Source organism: Actinotignum inguinis (genome assembly GCF_051265835.1).
In the GTDB taxonomy this organism is placed as follows: Bacteria; Actinomycetota; Actinomycetes; order Actinomycetales; family Actinomycetaceae; genus Actinotignum; species Actinotignum timonense.
Genome location: NZ_JBOZDP010000003.1, coordinates 160,082 through 180,802, shown reverse-complemented (window position 1 = coordinate 180,802; position 20,721 = coordinate 160,082). Strand labels below are relative to the sequence as shown.

General features: G+C 62.2%; 12 protein-coding genes and 2 tRNA genes. 12 read left to right on the top strand and 2 right to left on the bottom strand.

All coding sequences use genetic code 11. The features are described from left to right. Nucleotides 1-69: 69 nt before the first annotated feature. Nucleotides 70-143 (bottom strand) — tRNA-Pro (locus ACRQFC_RS03380). A 198-nt stretch (nt 144-341) separates the two neighbouring features. On the opposite strand from ACRQFC_RS03380, the gene ACRQFC_RS03375 reads away from it, so the two are divergent. The 11 genes from ACRQFC_RS03375 to ACRQFC_RS03325 all read left to right on the top strand — a co-directional run bounded on the left by ACRQFC_RS03375 (nt 342) and on the right by ACRQFC_RS03325 (nt 17,655). Further along, a tRNA-Gly gene (locus ACRQFC_RS03375) sits at nt 342-412 on the top strand. A gap of 613 nt (nt 413-1,025) precedes the next feature. Continuing rightward, nucleotides 1,026-3,785 carry a hypothetical protein gene (locus ACRQFC_RS03370; RefSeq protein ID WP_284897206.1) on the top strand — a complete coding sequence of 920 codons (2,760 nt, stop codon included), beginning with the start codon at nt 1,026-1,028 and terminating at the stop codon, nt 3,783-3,785. 344 nt (nt 3,786-4,129) lie between these two features. Further along, nucleotides 4,130-5,116, top strand: a complete 987-nt coding sequence (locus tag ACRQFC_RS03365) for a methionine ABC transporter ATP-binding protein (protein WP_284897205.1) — start codon at nt 4,130-4,132, stop codon at nt 5,114-5,116. After that, on the top strand, nt 5,113-5,889 hold the full coding sequence (locus ACRQFC_RS03360; protein WP_284897204.1) for a methionine ABC transporter permease: 777 nt from the start codon (nt 5,113-5,115) through the stop codon (nt 5,887-5,889). The genes ACRQFC_RS03365 and ACRQFC_RS03360 overlap by 4 nt, the downstream gene beginning before the upstream one ends. A gap of 119 nt (nt 5,890-6,008) precedes the next feature. Then, on the top strand, nt 6,009-6,851 hold the full coding sequence (locus tag ACRQFC_RS03355; protein WP_087071032.1) for a MetQ/NlpA family ABC transporter substrate-binding protein: 843 nt from the start codon (nt 6,009-6,011) through the stop codon (nt 6,849-6,851). 339 nt (nt 6,852-7,190) lie between these two features. Beyond that, nucleotides 7,191-8,819: a trigger factor gene (gene tig / locus ACRQFC_RS03350; RefSeq protein ID WP_284897203.1), complete on the top strand. Its 1,629-nt coding sequence runs from the start codon at nt 7,191-7,193 to the stop codon at nt 8,817-8,819. Between the two features lie 323 nt (nt 8,820-9,142). Next, on the top strand, nt 9,143-13,906 hold the full coding sequence (locus ACRQFC_RS03345; RefSeq protein ID WP_284897202.1) for a metallophosphoesterase: 4,764 nt from the start codon (nt 9,143-9,145) through the stop codon (nt 13,904-13,906). A gap of 354 nt (nt 13,907-14,260) precedes the next feature. Beyond that, the gene (locus tag ACRQFC_RS03340) at nt 14,261-14,908 is read left to right on the top strand and encodes a ClpP family protease (protein ID WP_039898292.1); all 648 of its coding nucleotides are present in this window, start codon (nt 14,261-14,263) and stop codon (nt 14,906-14,908) included. A gap of 119 nt (nt 14,909-15,027) precedes the next feature. Further along, nucleotides 15,028-15,651 (top strand): ATP-dependent Clp protease proteolytic subunit, encoded by a 624-nt coding sequence (locus tag ACRQFC_RS03335; RefSeq protein ID WP_087071212.1) that lies wholly within the window; start codon nt 15,028-15,030, stop codon nt 15,649-15,651. Between the two features lie 238 nt (nt 15,652-15,889). Then, nucleotides 15,890-17,149 (top strand): ATP-dependent Clp protease ATP-binding subunit ClpX, encoded by a 1,260-nt coding sequence (gene clpX, locus ACRQFC_RS03330; RefSeq protein WP_087071028.1) that lies wholly within the window; start codon nt 15,890-15,892, stop codon nt 17,147-17,149. After that, nucleotides 17,149-17,655, top strand: coding sequence for a chorismate mutase (locus tag ACRQFC_RS03325; RefSeq protein WP_284897201.1), 507 nt, complete (start codon nt 17,149-17,151; stop codon nt 17,653-17,655). Before clpX ends, ACRQFC_RS03325 begins: the two co-directional genes overlap by 1 nt. A 77-nt stretch (nt 17,656-17,732) precedes the next feature. Here ACRQFC_RS03325 and ACRQFC_RS03320 read toward each other — a convergent pair whose 3' ends face one another. Continuing rightward, complete coding sequence (locus ACRQFC_RS03320; protein ID WP_026428496.1) at nt 17,733-19,568, bottom strand: AMP-dependent synthetase/ligase; 1,836 nt, start codon at nt 19,566-19,568, stop codon at nt 17,733-17,735. A gap of 130 nt (nt 19,569-19,698) precedes the next feature. On the opposite strand from ACRQFC_RS03320, the gene ACRQFC_RS03315 reads away from it, so the two are divergent. Beyond that, nucleotides 19,699-20,604, top strand: a complete 906-nt coding sequence (locus tag ACRQFC_RS03315; protein WP_284901123.1) for a PIG-L deacetylase family protein — start codon at nt 19,699-19,701, stop codon at nt 20,602-20,604. The last annotated feature ends 117 nt before the right edge of the window (nt 20,605-20,721 follow it).

Genomic DNA, 20,721 nt, shown 5'->3' with positions numbered 1-20,721 from the left:
CGCGCTGCCAGCTGGCGGCGTCGTCGTTAATAAAAGAAAGGAGGCTGTAATAAACGAAAGAGTGTACGGTCGGGACGGCGGGACTTGAACCCGCGACCCCCCGCTCCCAAAGCGGGTGCGCTACCAAACTGCGCCACGTCCCGTACTGGTTGTGTGTACGTTGCCGTGTGCCGGAAACTGCACGCTCCCGGTCTGCCGGCCTCTCGGCGCGGCTTAGGCAACGTGCCTAGTGTAATGGATTCTGGCCGGCGCTGCCCACGGCCCCGGGGCGCGTAGCGGAGTGGAAGTCTTGGTGGTGGGGTGGTATTCTCTTCGGGTAGTGTTCGCGAAAGCGGCTCTGCGCGAGTGTAGTTTAGTGGTAAAACCTCAGCCTTCCAAGCTGATGATGGGAGTTCGATTCTCCTCACTCGCTCTGTATTTTCGCTGGTCATTAGGCGAATACTTATAGAAATTCCCGCACATTATTTTTCTTTTCCCGGCGCCATACCATGCCTCACGAGGGAAATGCCCCACTTTCACGGGTTAATAGACAAAAAGTGGGTCTAATGACGGCGTGTCGTTGGCTTGGATCCGGATCAGATCCGTACGAATCGGGTACACAAACGAAGTGCGAGGGAGAGCACCGTTTGTCCCCGATTTCGTGTCTCTAACGCGCACTATGGCGCCTACACGGCCCAGAAAGCGGCTCTGACGCCTCTGCCCACCCCGTGGCTGTGGCGCATGGCAGCCCGGACGGAACGAGTTTTCCGTCAAGGCATGTCACGCAACGGATGTCAAGGAAGCAAGCTTATTGAGGTGCCCGACCTCAATAAGGCCGACTTTTCGTTGGTATGACAGGGCAAACTCCCGGTATAAGACCCACCATTTGTCTATTAGCCCACTTTCACGATATTATTTTCAATCTATAGGTATTCTTTAACAATGATTGCACCTATGTCGTTGGGATCATTATGTTGAGAAAATCTGTCGCAGTCGGAGCTGCGTTAGTACTTTTAGGTTCTGGAATAGGGGCTGTCACCTCCGCTGTGGCAGCTCCCGCGCCGGCGAGCGAGTTGCCCGCGGGCTTTGTGCCCGCCGATGCGGTGGCCGATGTGACCTCGGTGGTGGTGGGCGCGACCAGCAACAGCTGCACGGGCCGCACCCTGCGCACCGCCAAGCCGGATGACGGGAAAACCTACCCGGCTCAGGACAGTTACTACACCAATAGCGTGACGTATTGCCTGGATCAGTCCTTCGTGACCGGCGATAACAAGATTTCGTGGAACGCTGCCACAAAAACCCTGTGGTTCAATAATTACGTGCAGGATGCCGCGAACTCTTACAAGCGCGGCGTGTCCGTGGACACGGGCAAGATCGCTTCCGATGTGACGGTCAAGTTCAGCGGCACGAACGTTTTTACCGCGAGCGAGGGCGGCTACACCGCGAACGCCCTCTATTTCGCCGGCAATCAGGATGGCCTCTATAAATACGTCCTCGATTTTGATGGCGATGCCACCTTCGATGCCACGAACACGATCAATAAATACCCGGTGAATCTGGCAGACAGCGATCCGAACGCGACCTGGCTCAAGGGCGGCTCGATTGGCCTTGACTCCTCCGGTGCACCGATTGAAATTGTGGGCCAAGGAAAGCTCACCGCCGTGGGCAGGGATATTACCTGCGAGAAGTGCGGGACCGGGGATAAAAATACCGCGATGAGCACCGCGATCCGCAGCACCGCGGACCTCAGTATCGGCGGCAATGTTCAGGTCACCGCCCGCGTCACCAACGAAACGGGTTTGGCAACCGGCATCAACGCCTGGAAGAACCTCACCATTGACGGCACCCAGGGCGCCACGGTCACGGCGGAAGCCAGCTCCAACGCCTCCACGGCAACGGCGATTATGCAGGCCGGCGGCGGCGATACCGATAACACCGGCGACGTTTTGAGCATCACCAACGCGAAGGTCGCGGCGCAGGCAACGGCGCAGGGGCAGTCCAGCTTCGGCGTGTACAGCGCGGGAGACCTCAACGTTGGGGGCACCTCCGCGCTGAGCGTCACCTCCTCCTCGCAATCGCAAGGGTACGGGGTGTACGGCGCGGCGCAGGTGAAGGCCGACGGCGCAGCCACTCTCACGGTGGCCGCTTCCTCAGCGAATGTTGCTGGGGGAGTTGTCGGCGCCACCGGGGTGACCTTCGCGAGCACCGGTGAGAGCCTCATCAAGATGAACGGGGCCAAGAATGCCCCCGCGATTTTCACGGCGGGCCAAGGCACCTGCCGCTTCCTGGGCACGGGGAATGTGACCGCACAAACGGAGGGCGGCTACGGTGCCTACCTCACCTGCCCGAATACCGAATTTGGGGAGCGTATTGGTGTAACGAAGCCCGGCACCTTTGCCCTGGCCGAATTTGCTAACGGTGCGTTCACGGTGGATGAGAATCTCGACAGGAACAAGGTAGCCGGACCGGCAGGTACCAGCCCCGTGTCCTCCACTACCCGCGCACGCTTCGTGGTCAATCACAAGGGCCAGCGCACCGGAAACTGGACGATTGGCCAGGGCTACGTGGCGCAAATCGGCAATACAGCGCAAACCGGCACCGTGACCGGCCAGGTTGTTGAGCCCGGCTCGCAGCACTATCCGGAAGGTACCGCGCGCCAGCATATTTTCACCGCGCCGCAAGCCCAGGTGAGCACGAGTGCGCAGCCGAGTATTCCGGCGGGGGAGAAGAATCTGCCCTTTGCGTGGTGGACGGTATCTGAACTGGCCACTCCCGTGGAGCAGTTGAGCAAGGAAGCCCTCGGGCAGAATGCGCAGGCGAATCCGGCCGATAGCACCCTGAAGTTCGCCATGCCGGCCGAGGATCTGACCTTGACCCCGGTCTACGGCACGATTATTGTGCCCGCGGCTCCGGTGAGTGCCCCGCAGCCCTGCGATGGGAGCGGAACCGTGGCACCGGCGAAGGTAACTCTGCCGGAGAATGTTGAGGGCGTGACCTACGGTGAACCGGAGATTGCCGGTACCACGGCCACCGTGACCGCGACGGCGGAGCCCGGGTATCTTATTGCGACGCCGGGTGCCGGGGCGAGCTACACGGTTGATCAGGAGCATCGCACGGCCACCTGGACCCTGGATCTCACCTCAAATGCCTGCACGGCCACTCCGCTGGAGAAGCCCGCGGTCACCCCGATTGCTCCCACCCTGGTTCCGGCAGATACCTGCGGGACTCCAGCCACGGTGAACATTCCGGAATCCGCCTTCGTGGAGTACATCCGGGTGGAGGCGGATGGCAGCGTCACCGTGACGGCGCAGCTCAAGGATCCGCAGCGCTACACCTTCGCCGCGGGGGCGCAGACCGAGTGGAGCTTCGATATTTCCGCCCGGCCGTGCCCCGTGCCCGAGCCGCCGGTGAACCCGGACCCGCCGGTGGGTCCCGAGCCAGAGCCCGGGACTCCGGGTACACCGGGTACGCCTGGCGAGCCGAGCGATCCGGGTACGCCTGAGCCGCCGGTAGCTCCGGAAGTACCGGGTACCCCGGATCCGCAGCCGGGCACGCCTGGAACACCCGGAACGCCGAACGAACCGGCTAATCCGGGCGCTCCTGCCGGCCCGAAGCCCGGACCGGAGCAGCAAAACCCCGGACCGGAGCAGCAGAAGCCCGCGCCGGAGCAGAAGGCTCCGACGGTGAAGGTGAAGCGCCCCGCGGCCAAGCTCGCGCATACCGGCGCCGCGGCAGCAACCGGGATGGCGGGAGCAGCCGCGCTCATCCTGGGCGGTTTCGCACTGCGCCGGAAGTACCGCGGCTAAGCGGTCACGAAAGTAGCGCCGGAAGCGGCCGTGAGCCTAGCGATGGGCCCGCGGCCGCGCCCGGTTCCTAAGCGCCTAAAAAAGCAGGTCAGAGACCTGCCAGCTATCCCCTCGGGGGACCTTGGTGAAATATTTGCGCAAAAGCTCGACCGGCAGCGCCGGCGGGGAAAGCGCTAAAATACCGGGGAAAACCGAGGGGATAGCCCTGTTTAGGCCGCACAAACCCGCCGTGGCGTATCTCATGAGTGAGCCATTGCGTTGTTGTCCCCGGCAAAAACACCTACGATGATTGACTGTGCGCAGCATCCCCGCTGCGCGCTCAGGGAAACGTCAGGGGATACGAGATGATCGAACTAGCCGAGGTGGAGAAGATCTACCCGCGCCGCGGAGCGGAATCCGTGGCGGCGCTGCGCGGCATCTCGCTCACCATCCCCACTGGGGAAATCCACGGCATCGTCGGTGAATCGGGGGCCGGTAAATCCACCCTTATTCGCTGCCTCACCGCCCTGGAAAAACCCACCAGCGGCTCCATTCGTATTAACGGTGAAGACCTCAACGCGCTGCCGGCCTCGAAATTACGCGCGGCCCGGCGCACCATCGGGATGGTCTTCCAGGGCGGCAACCTGCTTGAGGCACGTACCGCCGCGGAAAATATCGCCTACCCCCTCCAGATCGCCGGGGAAAAATCCGCGAAGATCGCCGAACGGGTGCGCGAGCTGCTGGGCGTCGTCGGCCTTGCTGATCGGGGCGATTCGTATCCATCCCAGCTTTCGGGCGGGCAGCGCCAGCGCGTAGCCATTGCGCGCGCCCTGGCCACCACACCTTCGGTGCTGCTCTGCGATGAGCCCACCTCCGCACTGGACGCGGATACCACCTTGCAAATCCTCGAGCTGCTGCGCGAAGTGCGCGATGCTTACGGGGTGACCGTCGTTATTATTACCCACGAAATGGACGTGGTACGCCGGATCTGCGATTCGGTCACCCTCCTCGAATCGGGCCGGATTACCGCCGGCGGCACCATCGAAAGCGTTCTCGCAGACGTGAGTTCGCCCCTGGCGCGCCGCCTGGTGCCCGCCCCGGATATTGAAACAACCAATGTTTCCGGCTCCATTATTGATATTGCCTTTACCGCCCGCCCCGGCGAAACTGCCGGCTCCCAGGCGCTCAGCCTGGCCGCGCGGCTCGGCTGCGATATTGGCGCGGGTGTTTTTGAATCTATCGGCGCGATCCAGATCGCGCGCCTGGCCCTTGTGGTTGATGACGCGCAGGTGGATACCGTTCTCACCGCGATGAACGAGGCCGGAATCACCGCGGAGGTGCGGGCAGCATGACCATTCTTCTTAGTGCAGTCTCGCCGGCGGTATCCGCCGCGGGGCTCTTCACCCCGGTTCTCTCCGCGCCGGTCAGCTCCGCCGCGGCCGCTCTCCCGCTTGAGCGCGGCACCTGGTTCGATGCCCCGGAAATCAAGGACGGCCTGGCTCGCGCCACCTTCGAAACGCTGGCCATGGTGGGTATCTCCACCGTGATTGCCTCGGCGCTTGGCCTGATCCTCGGGATGATCCTGGTGGCAACCGGCCGCGGGGGACTGCTTCCCTCGCCGCTCCTCAATAAGACCCTCGGTTTTATTGTCAATGTGGGCCGCGCCATTCCCTTCATTATCTTCGTCTTTATTCTTATCGGCTTTTCGCGTGCCATCGCCGGAACGGGCAGCGCATGGCAAGGCTTCACCGTTCCGCTCACGATCTCCGCGGCTTTCTACTTCGCGCGCCTGGTGGAATCCAATCTCATGGGTGTTGAGCGCGGCAAAGTGGAAGCCGTCCTCATGATGGGAGCCTCCCGCACCCGCATTATGTTCGGGGTGCTTATGCGCGAAGCGCTGCCGGCCCTCGTCCAATCCGTCACGATCCTCGCGGTCACCCTCGTCGGCTACTCGGCGATGGCGGGCGCCGTGGGCGGCGGCGGCCTGGGCGCCATGGCCCAAAATGCCGGGTACTACAATAACCGCCCGGATGTGCTCACGATCGTGGTGATCGTGCTGGTGCTCCTCGTCATGGTTATCCAGGCGCTGGGTGACATGCTCAGCCGGCTGGTGGATCACCGCTAAGGAACCGCCGGCCGGGTCACGCACCACCGGGAATCACCCGGACCAGCGCTGTCAGCATAACGGTGTACAGCGATCCGTTATCACCACCAACATTGTGAAAAATAGAGGAATATACAACCATGAAGAAGCTTTCGAAAATTGCCCTGGTAGCTGCGGTGAGCGCGCTTGCGTTGAGCGGCTGTGGTAGCTCGGATTCGTCCTCCTCCGCTCCCGCGAAGAACGACGACGGCGCGGTGCGCCTCGTTGTCGGCGCCTCGCCGGCCCCGCATAAGCAGATCCTGGAATTCGTCAATGACAACCTCGCCAAGGATGCCGGTTTCACTCTGGATATCCGCGAGTACAACGATTACGTGCAGCCCAATGTGGCGCTCAACGCCGGGGAAATCGACGCGAATTACTTCCAGCACCTTCCTTACCTTGAGAACGAAATCAAGGAAAAGAACTACACCCTGGACCACGGCGCGGGCATCCACATCGAGCCCTACGGCATCTACTCCAAGAAGATTAAGCAGCTCAGCGAACTCAAGGACAATGCCGTGGTGGGCGTGACCAACGATCCGTCCAACCAGGCTCGCGCCCTCGACCTGCTCCAGAAGAACAACCTCATCAAGCTCAACCCGCAGGTTGCTTCCCCCACCATTTACGATGTGGTGGATAACCCGAAGAACCTCACCTTCCGCGAAGCTGATGCCCCCTCGGTCCCGAAGATCCTCCCGGACGTGGATATCGCGATTATCAACGGTAACTTCGCCCTGCAAAATGGCCTGGTTCCCTCCAAGGACGCTATCTACACCGAAGACCCGACCGATAACCCCTACGGCAATATCCTCGCCTGGAACTCCAAGGCCACCGGCGAGAAGCTCGAGGGCGTGAAGAAGCTGGATGCCGCGCTGCACAGCCCCGAAGTTGCCAAGTACATTCGCGATACCTGGCCCAATGGTGAGGTTATTCCCGCCTTCTAAGCCCGATCGCCCCGCGCGTGATCAACGCCGCGCGGGATTACCTCGCCGTGCCTGCCGCACCGGTAGGCAAGTGATATCAGCTGCCCGGCACCTCGCTTTGAGGTGCCGGGCAGCTGCGTCGTCGGCATGCTTCTGGGCGCTGTGCGCGGCGGACCCCCGAGCCCCGCGCGGGTGAGAGTGCGTTCACATATGGCAGGTAGTTTTGCGCTAGAACTCCCATCACCCGGGGTACGTGCCGTAGAATTAGCGGGTATGCCCGCGCCCGGCGCGGCGCAGTAAGGGGACGGATTCGTCCTATCGGCAAGGGTTATCACCCCCATTTTTAGACTGGAGAAAAAGTTGGAAAGCTCCTACGAACAGCTCGATCCCACCCAGGTGAAGCTGACCGTTGAGGTTCCTTTCGAGGAATTCAAGCCGGAAATTGACAAGGCCGCGAAGACCATCGGCAACCAGGTGCAGATCCCTGGCTTCCGCCGGGGGCACGTGCCCGCGCGCGTTCTGGAAGCGCAGATTGGCCGCGCCGCGATTGTGGAGCAGGCGATTAACGACTCCCTGGACGGCTACTACCAGGACGTTCTGGAAGAACACGACCTCGTGCCCATGGGCCGCCCCGGGGTGGACGTGACCGGCGTGGCGATGGAGAAGAACTCCACCGAACCGCTCGCCTTCACCGTCACGGTGGATGTGCGCCCGGCTATTGTGATTCCGGATCCTGCGCAGTACAGCTTTGAAGTGGAAGCCACCAATGCGGATGCGGATGCCGTGGATGAGCGCCTCGAGCAGCTGCGCGAACGCTTCGCCACCCTTAAGACGGTGGAGCGCGCCGCCGCCAGCCGCGATTACGTCACCATTAACCTCTCCGCCAGCATTGACGGCGAAGAAGTTGATTCGGTGGAGGGCGTGTCCTACCGCATCGGTGATGACAATATGCTCGATGGCCTCGATGAGGCCGTCAATGGCGCCTCCGCTGGCGATGAGCTCAGCTTCACCTCGACCCTCGTGGGCGGGGAGCACGCCGGCGAGCAGGCCGATGTGACCGTCGTGGTGGAGAAGGTGCAGGAATCCGAGCTTCCGGAAGCCGATGATGATTTCGCCCAGCTCGCCTCCGAATTTGACACCATTGAGGAACTGCGCGCGGACCTGGCGGAGAAGGCCGCCACGGATGCCGCCCAGGTCCAGGTCATGGCCGCTCGCAACCTCCTCCTCGATAAGCTCCGTGAGGATGTCACGGTGCAGCTGCCCAAGCGCGTGATCGACGCCGAAGTGGAACGCCACCTCGAATCCGAAAACCGCGCCACCGACGATGACCACGCTAAGGAAATCCGCGGGGAAATCCGCGATTCCCTGCGTGATCAGATCATCCTGGACGAACTGGTCAAGAAGTTCGGTGTGGAGACCACCCAGGATGAACTCTTCAACTTCCTGGTCCAGCAGGCCCAGTCCTACGGCATGGATCCCAACCAGTTCATCTCCGCGGCCGCGCAGACCGGCCAGCTCGGTGCCTTCAGCGGCGAGCTGCGCCGTGGCAAGGCGCTCATCTCCGCGCTGCGCCTGGCCAAGGTTGTGGACACTAACGGCAACGAGGTGGATGTTATCAAGGTCGTCGGCGAAAAGCCGGAAGGTGAACTGACCCCGGACTTCTCCGCCGCCCCGTCCCGCCCCGTGTGGGATGGCCCGGTTGATGAAGGCGGCGCGGCTGACTCCGCTCCGGTGCAGGGCGACGACGCCGCCGCGGCCCCGGCAGCCGAAGCTGCCGCTGCCGCGGAGGAAGCTCCCGCAGCGGACTCCGGCGCGGATGCGCCGGTCGCGGATGCGGATGCTTTTGATCCGGCAGCCAAGAAGGTAGACGAGGTCGTGGAATACGCCCAGGGTGCGGATGCCGCTGAAGTGGCCCGCGTGCTCGAAGCTGAGAAGGCCGGCAAGGCCCGCAAGACCCTCGTGAAGAAGCTCGAGGAGCTCCTCGGCTAATTCGGGAAGTAACACTAGCTGCCCGCTAACCTGGTGGGCGTGTGGGGTGGGAGGCCCGGCCTCCCACCCCACACGCGTATGCGCGCAGCGCAGCTGCGCCGTCGTCGTACCACCACGGCGCCCACGGGGCGCCGCACCGTCCGCACCGTCGCGCGCACCGTCCGCCCCGTTGCCCCGCCGCAATGTGATATTCACGTGAAGCTCCTTAAATTAAGAGCCCGTTTACGGCTCATTAAGGCGAATTCAATAGTTTGAGCAATGGAAACGCGTGTTTCCGAGTCGGGCCAATCCGCGCCCCGACTAGCTCAAAGCGAAGGATATTCATGCGACACGTGCGTCGAGCAGTAGCGGCTCTAGCTGCCGCTACGCTAGTGCCGGTCGGGGTGGCATTCACGGTGCCAGCCGCGGCCGAGCCAGTACTCCCGGGAGTCGATTCACCGGCTCTCGCCTCTACGAATGAGAATCCCGTCGTCGTGGACGGGGTGACTCAACCCATGGATCCGCGTCCCGGCTTCCGGGTGCTGCCCTACCTGCAGCGCCCCGGTGCCCACGAGATGACGATTAACTGGTTTACGGAACTGGGCCACAGTGCCGTTCTCACCATCAGCGGCCCGGGCCTGCCCGCCGAAGGGCGCACCTACACCGTGGCCGGCGTGCAAAACCCGGTCAACGATTACCAGGATTACGAACTCAAGCAGGGCACCCTCAGCCGCGGGAAGGCGCTGTCCGTACCGCAGGGCGCCTGGATTCGCGCCGATCATCCCTATAAGTACAGCCAGCGCGTGGAAGAGCTCCAGCCCAGCTCCACCTACACCTACACGGTCACGGTGGACGGCTACGCGCATTCCGCCACGCTCCGTACCCTCCCCGATGGGAAGGCCGGGATCACCGATCCGCTCCACATCATCGCCTTCTCCGATACCGAAACCGATCCCATCGGGCGCGTGACCTACCGCGAATGGGAACAGACCCTCAACCTGGCCGAGGGCTCCGAAGAGCGCCCGGGCAAGGGTTCGGCCTGGGATGAGAAGTTTGGCGGCTCTACCCGCAACGGGAAGTACGCCGTCAATTACATGCTCACCGAGGATAAGGCGCAGGAAATTAATAACGCCGCCATCGCCGCCGCCAAGCCGGACCTGGTGCTGCTGCCCGGCGATATTGCCGAACGCGCTTCCTCCCAAAGCCACTGGGACGAATGGTTCCGCTACTTCGCCGGTGATAAGGGCCAGCTGCTCGATTCCATCCCGGTGATCACCTCGCTGGGCAACCACGAAGTGTACGGCTACGGCAGCCCGGATGATCGCACCGCGGTAGCGCGGGCGCGCGCCGCCTACAACCAGGTATTTGATACCAACGGTTCGGATAACGCGAATGCGCGCGATGCCTACCACCGCACCGATATGGGGCCGGTAACGATCATCAGCCTCGATTCGACCAACGGCACTGATCAGACCACCAAGACAATGCCGGAAGAAGCCAAGATCGAGGGTAATGACGAAGGCATTACCGCCGCTCAGCTCGGGACCGACACCCAGGGCGTTTTCCCGTACGAGGAATACGCGCGGGACTTCCCGAAGTCCGTGGCGGCCGGCTGGTGGGGCCCGGATGCGGCTCCCGATTCGGTGGATCAGCCCAGCTTTATGCCCGGCTCGGATCAGTACCGCTGGCTCGAAAAGCAGCTGGCTGATGCCCGCGCCAAGGGCCAGATCATTATCGTGCAGTACCACCATGTGGCCTACTCCAACGGTGTGCACGGCACCCCGATGGGTCACAAGTTCCCCGATCAGCAGCCGGGTGTGCCCATGCGCCACCTCCAGCCGCTTTTCGAAAAGTACAATGTGGCCTCCGTTTTCTCCGGCCATGACGAAATGTTCCAGGCATCCTACGTGGACGAAGCCGGCGACGGAGTGGGCGTGTACCACTGGGACGTCGGGGTAGCCTCCGACGGCCTGCGCGGCGAAAAGATGGTCAAGACGGGGGAGAACGGTGCCTACGAACCGCTGCGTTTCAACTCCCACTCCGTGTGGATGGCGCAGGCCAACGAACCGGAAATGTGGAAGACCAACGAGGCGGGCGTGAAGAAGCTCATCTCGGGCGGCAAGCACTACGGGCACCTCGATATTAAGATCAACCCCTACGCCGGCCCGGCCCTCGATTCCGGAGTGAAGCCGGCCGCCGAAATGGTCATGACCCCCATCTCGCTCTTCCCGATCCTCGATAATAACTACGAGGTGGAAAAGGTGGAACGCCGCGAACTGCTCTCCGGGCAGTTCACCGTGTACCTCGACGCGGAAGGCAACCCGCTGGCGGGTACCCCGCAGGACGGCACCGGCGAGGACGGCACCGGCGGGGCGGAAGAAAAGACCCCGCTGTCGAACTTCGCGCTCGGCGTCATCCCGGACACCCAGTTCTACTCGCGCTACGCCACGGAGGAAACCGGTAACCAATTCGGTGCCATGTACGGCAGTGAACCCTTCTCCGCTCAGACCTCCTGGATCGCGCAGAACGCTGAGAAGTATGGCATTAAGATGTCCATGCACCTGGGCGATATCGTGGACCAGTACAACCACCCCCAGCAGTGGGAAATTGCCGATAAGGCCATGAAGATTCTCGAGGACGCGGGGCATCCCTACTCGATTCTTGCCGGTAATCACGACGTCGGGGCCGATGCCTCGGATACCGATCCGGTTGGCTACGGCACCTACAAGGAATGGTTCGGGGCTGAGCGCGCCGCCAAGAACTCCACTTTCGTGGAACGCGATCCTTCCGGAGCACACGAATACCACATTCTCAAAGTCAATGGCCAAGATTTCCTGGTCATGAACCTGTCCTGGCAGGCCCAGGATGACGCGCTGCAATGGGCATCCGATGTGCTCGACGCGCATCCCACCACCCCCACGATTATTAATTCGCATCAGCTTATTAACGTGGAGGGCGATGGCGTGACCCCGCTCGCCACCGAGTTCGGTGAAAAGGTGTGGAATAAGCTCATCCGCAACCACGATCAGGTGTTCCTTACCTTCAACGGCCACCATCACGGCGCGACCACCTGGACGCGCACGAACGACGCCGGACACCCCGTCTACCAGGTCCTCATGGACTACCAGATGGCCTACATGGGCGGAAACGGCTACATGGGCATGGTGGAATTCGACCTGCCGGGTAACAAGATCTACCAGACCTCCTTCTCGCCCTGGGTGATGACGAAGGCCAAGGACACCCTTGTTCCTGACGACCAGGCGATCCTTAACGGTGCGGGCCAAACTTTCGAGCTTGACTTCAACTTCGCCGAACGTTTCCCGAACCTCGTGATCGCTGATACGAAGGCTTCTTTGACGACGCCGCAGCTGCGCGAGTGGCTTGCCAGCTACGATGCACCGACCCAGGTGACCCCCACCGCCCCGAGCGGCGCGGAGGACTACCCGAAGGTGGAGAGCACCGTGGCCCACTGGAAGATGCCGGTGGATAAGGCCGAAGGCACCCCGGTTGCCGTGGGTGAAGCCATCGTGGATGCCGTGGGTGGGGATAACTTCACCCGGGCCCCGCTGGACCAGCCCGGTTCCAAGGGAGCCGAAGAGGGCGACGTCGTATGGACCCGTGACCACCATCCGCTCTCGGCCAATGCCGGTGCGGTGTGCTTCGCCAATGGTGGGCGTGATAACGCACGCTGGAATAACTTCGTGACCGCCGCCGATGCCGCCGTCAATAACGAGACCTTCGAGAACGGTTTCACCTTCGAAACCTTCATCAAGATCTCCCCGAAGTTCGACAACAAGAACAATGCCTGGATGGCCTGGCTTTCCCGCGATGGCCAGCGTCAGAATATCGCCGGCTACAACAACACCGAGGGCGAGGAACCACCCTTCGCGTGGGCGATGTCGAACCTGGCGGAAATCCAGTTCTCCTTCGTGGATTCCCAGAAGCCCACCCCGGCCGAATCCTCGGCCTGGTCCGGTGAGATTGTTTCGCGTGATCAGTGGCTCCACCTCGCGGTGGTCAATGATCCGGAGACCAAGATGACCACCATGTACGTGGATGGGGTACCGGTGCTGCGTAATTCGCCGGGCACCGTGGGTGTGGGCACCCAGGGCCTGCCGTGGGTCCTCGGGGCGGGCTCCTACGCCGGCGTGCGTGAATCTGGCTTCCAGGGCTGCATCGGTGAAGTCCGCCTCGTGGGCGAACCGCTGGACTCCAGCAAGTGGCTGACCGCGCGCGCCGGGGAAACCCCGGGTGGCGAGCAGCCCGGCGGTGAAGAACCGGGTGCGGAGCCGAGCGTGGAGCCGACGGAGCCGGGCACGGAGCCTACGGAACCGGGCACGGAGCCTACGGAACCGGGCACGGAGCCGAGCACGCCGGGGACCGAACCGGGCGATAAGCCGAGTGAAGAGCCGAGCAAGCCGGCGGCGCCGCGGGGCAATCTGCTCTTCAGCTCCACTGCTCTGGCCGGCGGCAACGCCGATCACGTGACCAGCTACGGTCGCGCTGGCGAAACTATCTTTGTGGGCGATTGGGACGGCGATGGCGTGGACACCCCCGGGGTGCGCCGCGGCAATACCTTCCTGCTCACCAATGCCGCCACCGGCAATGCCCAGCTGCAATTCTCCTTCGGCCGCGCGGATGACGAGATCGTTATCGGCGACTGGAACGGGGACGGCAAGGACACCATCGGGGTGCGCCGCGGCAACACGGTGTACGTGCGCGATGACCTAGCCGGTGGCAACCACACGGCCTCGGTTTCCTTCGGGCGCCACGGCGACCAGATGGTGGCCGGTGACTGGGATGGCAACGGGCGCGATGAACTCGCGGTGCGCCGCGGGAACACTGTTTTCGCCCAGGCGTCCTTCGCGGACACCCAGGCGAAGTTCACCTCCTCCTACGGCCGGCCCGGCGATGTATTCCTTGCCGGCGACTGGAACGGGGACGGCGTGGACGGCATCGGCGTGGTCCGCGGCAATATCTGGCACCTGCGTGAGAACGTGGGCGAGGGCGTCGCGGTGGCCAGCTTCGGCTTCGGCCGCGCCGGCGATGTGTTCCTCGCCGGTGACTGGACCGGGGCGGGCGCTGACCGCCCGGCCGTCAATCGCTAGCGGCTCACTAGCAGCGGCTAGTAGTTAGCCACCTTTCCAGCGGGAGGGCAGCGAGTATCAGCTCGCCGCCCTCCCGCTCATTTTCTCGGTTGCGGCGCCGTGACGGGGCACTGGCGCGTGGCACCGTAACGCTGCGCCGCCATGCTGGCGCGCGGCGTGATGGCGCCGTCATGCTCCGTGGCACCGTGGGCGCCGTCGCCCCGTGTCACAGTGACAGCGCCAACCATGCGCCATCAGCGAAAAAGTCTCGAGCCAGGATGATCACGGCGGCCCGCGGGCGTTAAAGTCGCATACGAGTATGGAATCTCCGCGTGGAGGTTCCGAGGAAGGAAAACCGTGACCACATCACCTCGCATGGAAGGCCGGGATAATAACCAGCCTTCAGCATTCGGCGATGCTGTTTACCAGCGCCTCCTCAAGGAAAGAATCATTTGGCTCGGCTCGGAAGTTCGCGATGATAATGCGAATCAGATTTGCGCCCAGATGATGCTCCTTGCCGCGGAGGATCCGGAGAGCGATATTTACCTGTACATTAATTCTCCGGGTGGCTCGGTCACCGCGGGTATGGCCATTTTTGACACCATGCAGTATGTTCAGCCGGATGTTGTAACGGTAGCGATGGGCATGGCAGCCTCCATGGGTCAATTCCTGCTCTCAGCTGGCACGAAGGGCAAGCGTTATATCACCCCGCACACCCGCGTCCTTATGCACCAGCCTTCGGGCGGCGCCGGCGGGGTGGCCGCTGATATTCGCATCAATGCCAACCTCATCTTGCAGATGAAAGAAGAACTGGCCGGGCTCAATGCCAAGCACACCGGTAAGTCGCTGGAACAGATCCTGGAAGATTCCGAACGCGACCACTGGTTCACCGCCCAGGAAGCACTGGAATACGGCTTCGTGGACCACATTATTTCCAACTCGCAGGTCATGCTCAAGAAGCCGAATAGCGATAATAACGACGGCGCACTCGAAGCCAGCCACGCGGGGGAGGAGCTCTCATGACGATGAATTTCCGAGCCGCGGGTAACCTGCCCGCTATGATGGCCGCCTACGGTGCTGGTTCCGTTCCCGGAGCTGGTAACGTACCCAGCGCCGGTTTCGGCCATGGTAGCGCGGGCCCGATGCCCTCCAACCGCTACGTGCTTCCCGATTTCGAAGAACGCACCCCCTACGGGTACAAGCGCTCCAACCCCTACACCAAGCTTTTCGAGGATCGCATTATTTTCCTCGGGGTGCAGGTAGATGACGCTTCGGCCGACGATGTGATGGCGCAGCTGCTCGTCCTCGAATCGATGGACCCGAACTCCCCGGTGACCATGTACATTAACTCCCCGGGTGGTTCTTTTACCGCGCTCACCGCTATCTACGACACGATGCAGTATATTAAGCCGCAAATCCAGACCGTGTGTCTGGGCCAGGCGGCTTCCGCGGCGGCGGTGCTGCTGGCGGCCGGCTCACCGGGGCGGCGCCTGGCGCTCCCCAATGCCCGGGTGCTCATCCACCAGCCGGCAATGGAGGGCATGCAAGGCCAGGCCACGGATATTTCCATCGTGGCTGATGAGCTCGACCGCATGACGGAATGGCTCGTCAATACCCTGGCCCACCACAGCGGGAAGTCTCCCGATGAGGTGCGGGCGGATATCCAGCGCGATAAGATCCTCACCGCCCAGCAGGCCAAGGATTACGGCCTGGTGGATAACGTGCTCGAATCGCGTAAAAATGCGGATGTCGTAACCAACGGTTAATGCGATTCTCGCGCTCGTGCTCAGGGCTGTAGCTTCGGGCGGTAGCGCGTATCATGGGCGGGTAGGGGCCGAGTGCTCCTGCCCGCTCACGTGCATGGGGCGGCGGGGCACGGCGCGGGAGCTGCGTCGTCGTACATCTCACTGACCTGGCGCCCCGCGTGGGAACGTGACCTTTGGGCGCAGATGCGGTGGAATAGGGAAGGCGCGCGTACGGCGCGGCCGCGAGGCAAGGAGGAACATGGCGACCGTTGATGCAGCAGAAGCTCTCAAGTGTTCGTTCTGCCAGAAAACCCAACGCCAGGTGAAGAAACTTATTACCGGTTCGGGTGTATATATTTGCAATGAATGCATCGAGCTGTGCAATGAGATTATCGCCGAGGAATTCGGGAAAGAAAACGATGGTTTCTCCCCGAACGAGCTCCCCGTTCCCGCCGATATTTACGCGTTTTTGAATGAGTATGTGGTGGGGCAGGATGCCGCGAAGCGTACGCTCGCCGTCGCCGTGTACAACCACTACAAGCGGCTGCGCGCGAAAGCGGCGCCGCGCCCCGCCGACGGGGAAGATACCGTTGAGCTCGGCAAATCCAATATTTTATTGCTCGGACCCACCGGAACTGGGAAAACGTACCTTGCCCAGTCGCTGGCGCGCATGCTTGATGTGCCCTTCGCGATTGCCGATGCCACCTCGCTTACCGAAGCCGGGTACGTGGGTGAAGACGTGGAGAATATTTTATTACGGCTCGTGCAGGCGGCCGGGGATGACGTGAAAAAAGCCGAATCCGGCATTATTTACATCGACGAAATCGATAAAATCACCCGCAAATCTGAAAATCCCTCCATTACCCGCGACGTATCGGGGGAGGGCGTGCAGCAGGCGCTCCTCAAAATCGTGGAGGGGACGGTCGCGGCGGTGCCGCCGCAGGGCGGGCGCAAGCACCCCCAGCAGGAATACCTCCAGATCAACACCTCGAATATTCTTTTTATTTGCGCCGGAGCTTTCGCGGGTTTGGAGGATGTTATTTCCACTCGCGTTGGACGCCACGGTATCGGCTTCGGGGCACAATTGCACGACGCCGACGCCCATTCGGATATGCTCTCGCAGGTCACCCCGGAGGACCTCCACAAATACGGCCTCATCCCGGAGCTGGTGGGGCGCCTGCCCGTTATTGCCACGGTGGAAGCCCTGGGCGAAGACGACCTGGTGCAGATCCTCACCGAGCCGCGCAATGCCCTCGTCAAGCAGTACACCCGCATGTTTGAGCTGGACGGGGTGCGCCTGACCTTCCAGGACGAGGCGCTGCGCGCCATGGCGCGTGAAGCAATGGAACGGGGCACCGGGGCGCGCGGGCTGCGCTCCATTATGGAGCGGGTGCTCGGCCCGGCCATGTTTGATGTGCCTTCCCGGAAAGATGTGCGGGAAGTGATTGTGACCCGCGCGGCGGTCACCGACGGCGCGCCCGTGGAGATTGTTTCCGCGGCGCAACGGAAGAGCGCCTAGTGGGCGGCGGAGAGACGCGGGGTACCCCGGAATCGGAAGCGGAGCGCTGCGCGGTAGACGTGGGGAGTGTTCCGGGTGCTCCGGGTGCCGATGGCGCGGATGCGGGCACGGCGCAGCAGGAGCGCTGTGCCGCTGAGCTCGGGGCCTTGCGGGCACGCTTGGACGTTTTAGATGCCCAGCTCATTGAGCTGCTGGGGCAACGCAAGCAGGTCACCGATGCCGTGGGGCGCCTCAAGGACCACTACCGGCTTCCCGCCCGCGATATGGCTCGCGAGGGCGTCCAACATGCTCGCATTGCTGAGCTGGCGCGCGGGGCCGGGCTGGATCCCGATTTCGCGGTGCGGGTGCACAATGTCATCACCTCGCGCGCGGTCGAGGATCACCAGCGTATTTCCCGTGCTTCCCGCGCTTCTCGCGTTGTTCAGGATGACGGCGTTGTTCAGGATGACGGCGTTGTTCATCCTGCGCGCGTTGAGCGTGAAGCTAACGATGAAGGTGCAAACTAGTTTTGCACAACACAGGGAGAAACGAATCGGGGCGTGGACTAACGTAGCCCACGCCCCGTTCCCAGCCGAACTATGCGCTAATCGCGGTTCTTATCGCCCTTATCCCCGTAAATATCGCGCCCGATCACGGTAGCAAAATCACGGAGCACCGCGGTCCGCTTCACCTTGAGGGAAGCGGTGAGATAGCCGTTCTCCGGCGTGAAATCAATGGGCAGAATAACGAATTTACGGATGGATTCCGCGCGGGAGACCGCTTCGTTGGTGCGCTTAATGGCGCGATCCACCGAGGCGATAATCTGCGGATCGTGCACTGCTTCCGATACAGACATGGCCGGCAGATTCTTATTCTTCAGCCAGATGGGAAGCATCTCCGCATCCAGAGTGATGAGCGCACCCACGAAAGGCCGCTGATCACCCACCACGACCACCTGCGAAATAAGCGGGTGGCCGCGCAGGCGGTCCTCCAGGATTGCGGGGGAGACGTTCTTCCCGCCGGCGGTCACAATAAGTTCCTTCTTTCGCCCGGTAATCCACACGAAGCCATCTTCGATTTTGCCGAGGTCCCCGGTGCGATACCAGCCATCCTCGGTAAACGCCTTGGCGGTTTCTTCCGGATTATTCAGGTACTTGTGGAAAACGTGATCGCCCTTGACGAGCACTTCGCCGTCGGTATCAATAGCCACGTGGCAGCCGGGATAGGCCGGACCCACCGAACCGATCCGCTGGTGGTTGAAGCGATTCACCGTGGTCGGTGCGGACGTTTCCGTTGCGCCGTAGCCTTCAAAAATATTAATTCCGATGCCGCGGAAGAAATGCCCGAGCCGTGCCCCCAGCGGCGCGCCACCCGAAATCACATTCTCGAGGTTCCCGCCGGTAATTTCCTTAATCTTGGAGTAGACCAGGCGTTCGCCCACTTCATGCTGGGCCCGCAACGCCAGCGAAGGCCCGGCCGCGCTATCGAGGGCCCGTGAATAGGCGATCGCCACTTTCGCGTAGTAGCGGAAAATCTTTTGCTTCACGCCGGTGGACTGGGCATCCGCCGCGTTGTAAATCTTCTCGAAAACGCGCGGCACCGCCAAAATATAATGCGGTTTGAAAGACTTCATATCTTCAACGAGGTTGTGGGTATCGGGGCAGTGCCCGATGGTATTACCCGCGTAGAAGGCCACCAGATTAATGAAACGCGCGAAAACATGGGCCATGGGGAGGAAGAGCAGAGTGCGCTTCTCGCCGGAGAGGATCGGGGCGAGATTATCATCCAGCGGCCCGTTAATAACGACGTGCAGCAGGTTACGGTGGCTGAGCACCACGCCCTTAGGCCGGCCTGTCGAGCCAGAGGTGTAGATGACGGTAGCTTCGTCGTCGGCATGCATCGCATCGATACGGCGGTCAATCTCAGCGTCGAGATCCATGGTGCCGCGCGCGGAAATCCGGGCCAGGTCATCATCAGAAATAACGAAAATATCGGTGAAGAAATCAAAATCGGACCGGAACGGCGCCATAACCGCGGCCATCTGCTGGTTTTCGACGACGGCGAAGCGGCAGTGCGCATCCTCCACAATCCAGCGAGCCTGCTCCGTGGAATCGGTTTCGTACACGGTCACGGCCATCGCACCGATGGACCACAGCGCGAAATCCACCACGCAGAATTCGTAGCGGGTGTGGCACATGAGCGCGATACGATCCCCGGGCTGGACGCCCATCGCGATAAAACCGCGTGCCAGCGCGCGATACTCGGATTCGAAAGTCCGCCACGCCACCGGCACCCATTGCCCCAACGAGGCCTTGCGCGCCACCACGGTGCGCTCGGGCTGTTCGCGTGCGATATTACGGAAAACCCACGGAATCGTCATTTCATCGGTGATATGAATCTTTCCGGGAGTGAAAACTTCAGTCCGCTCGATTTCGGCCATGATTCTCCTCAAGGTTACGCGTGAGTAAGTAAAGTGTACGGCACGCGCGGGAAACGGGGGTGGAGGCGCGATGAGAGAGTTCTCATCACCTCCTCACCGCGATATTAACACGGGGCGGAACACTGGAGCCATGACGATCTCCATGAATGCTCTGCTTGCCGTGCTCCTTCTCGTAACGGCACTATCCGTTGTCCTTCTCGAAACTTCGGTACGACGACGCATCCGCGCCTTCCGGGCTCTCCAGCTTTTCACGCTGGGGAGTGCTTTCCTCCTCGTCCCGGCTAATATCGCTTTGCTGGGCGGGAATGCGCCCGGGAACCTAGAACGGTGGGTGAGCCTGGGCTCCGTCGCGGCGCTGGCCACCCAGCTTGTTCTTCTTATCAGCGGCTGGATTCCGGTGGGGGCGGCGGCGCCTACGCGCCGTATCCTCGCCGTCGGAGCGCATCCCGATGACCTGGAATTAGCCTGCGGGGGTACCTTGGCGCGCTTGGCGGATGCGGGGCATGAGATTCATGCCATCGTGGCCGCGGACGGTGCGGTGGGAGGCGATGCCGGGGAGCGGGCCGGGGAGGCCCAGCGCGCCGGTACTTTCCTCGGGGTGACCTCGCTGCGCACCCTCGGCCTGCCCGATACCCGCCTAGCCGAGCATGAAAATACCCTCACCGGTGCTATCGAAGAAAAAATCCGCACCCTCAATCCGGATATTATTTTCACGCATTCGGCCCATGACCAGCACCAGGATCATACCGCCGTGCACCGCGCCACCATGCGGGCCGGGCGGCGCCACCCGGCGATTCTCTGCTACGAATCACCCTCCGCCACCGCGAGCTTTTCCCCGCAGGTCTTCGTGGATATCACCGATTACACCGGGGTGAAAAGCGCCGGGGTGGCCATCCACGCCGACCAGATGGACAAGCCGTATATGGCCGGCGACGTGCTCACCGCCAAAGCTAATTTCCGGGGCGAACAAGCCAAAATGGAGGCCGCTGAAGCTTTTGAGGCGATGCGTATTCCCGCTTTCCGGGGTGTGCTCTAAATCTTCGTGGCGTGCTCTCAGCCCGGGTGCGTGCCTGCGCCCTGGGCGCTGGCGCTCCATGCCTGCGCGCGCCGCGGGCACCGTTGCCCCGTTCCTGCGCCGTTGCTGGTGCCCGTG

Coding starts and splice junctions, on each gene's coding strand:
- ACRQFC_RS03320 (WP_026428496.1), bottom strand. CDS start 19,568: ATGGCCGAAATCGAGCGGACTGAAGTTTTCACTCCCGGAAAGATTCAT.
- ACRQFC_RS03340 (WP_039898292.1), top strand. CDS start 14,261: ATGGAAGGCCGGGATAATAACCAGCCTTCAGCATTCGGCGATGCTGTT.
- ACRQFC_RS03315 (WP_284901123.1), top strand. CDS start 19,699: ATGACGATCTCCATGAATGCTCTGCTTGCCGTGCTCCTTCTCGTAACG.
- ACRQFC_RS03365 (WP_284897205.1), top strand. CDS start 4,130: ATGATCGAACTAGCCGAGGTGGAGAAGATCTACCCGCGCCGCGGAGCG.
- ACRQFC_RS03345 (WP_284897202.1), top strand. CDS start 9,143: ATGCGACACGTGCGTCGAGCAGTAGCGGCTCTAGCTGCCGCTACGCTA.
- ACRQFC_RS03355 (WP_087071032.1), top strand. CDS start 6,009: ATGAAGAAGCTTTCGAAAATTGCCCTGGTAGCTGCGGTGAGCGCGCTT.
- ACRQFC_RS03360 (WP_284897204.1), top strand. CDS start 5,113: ATGACCATTCTTCTTAGTGCAGTCTCGCCGGCGGTATCCGCCGCGGGG.
- clpX (WP_087071028.1), top strand. CDS start 15,890: ATGGCGACCGTTGATGCAGCAGAAGCTCTCAAGTGTTCGTTCTGCCAG.
- ACRQFC_RS03335 (WP_087071212.1), top strand. CDS start 15,028: ATGCCCTCCAACCGCTACGTGCTTCCCGATTTCGAAGAACGCACCCCC.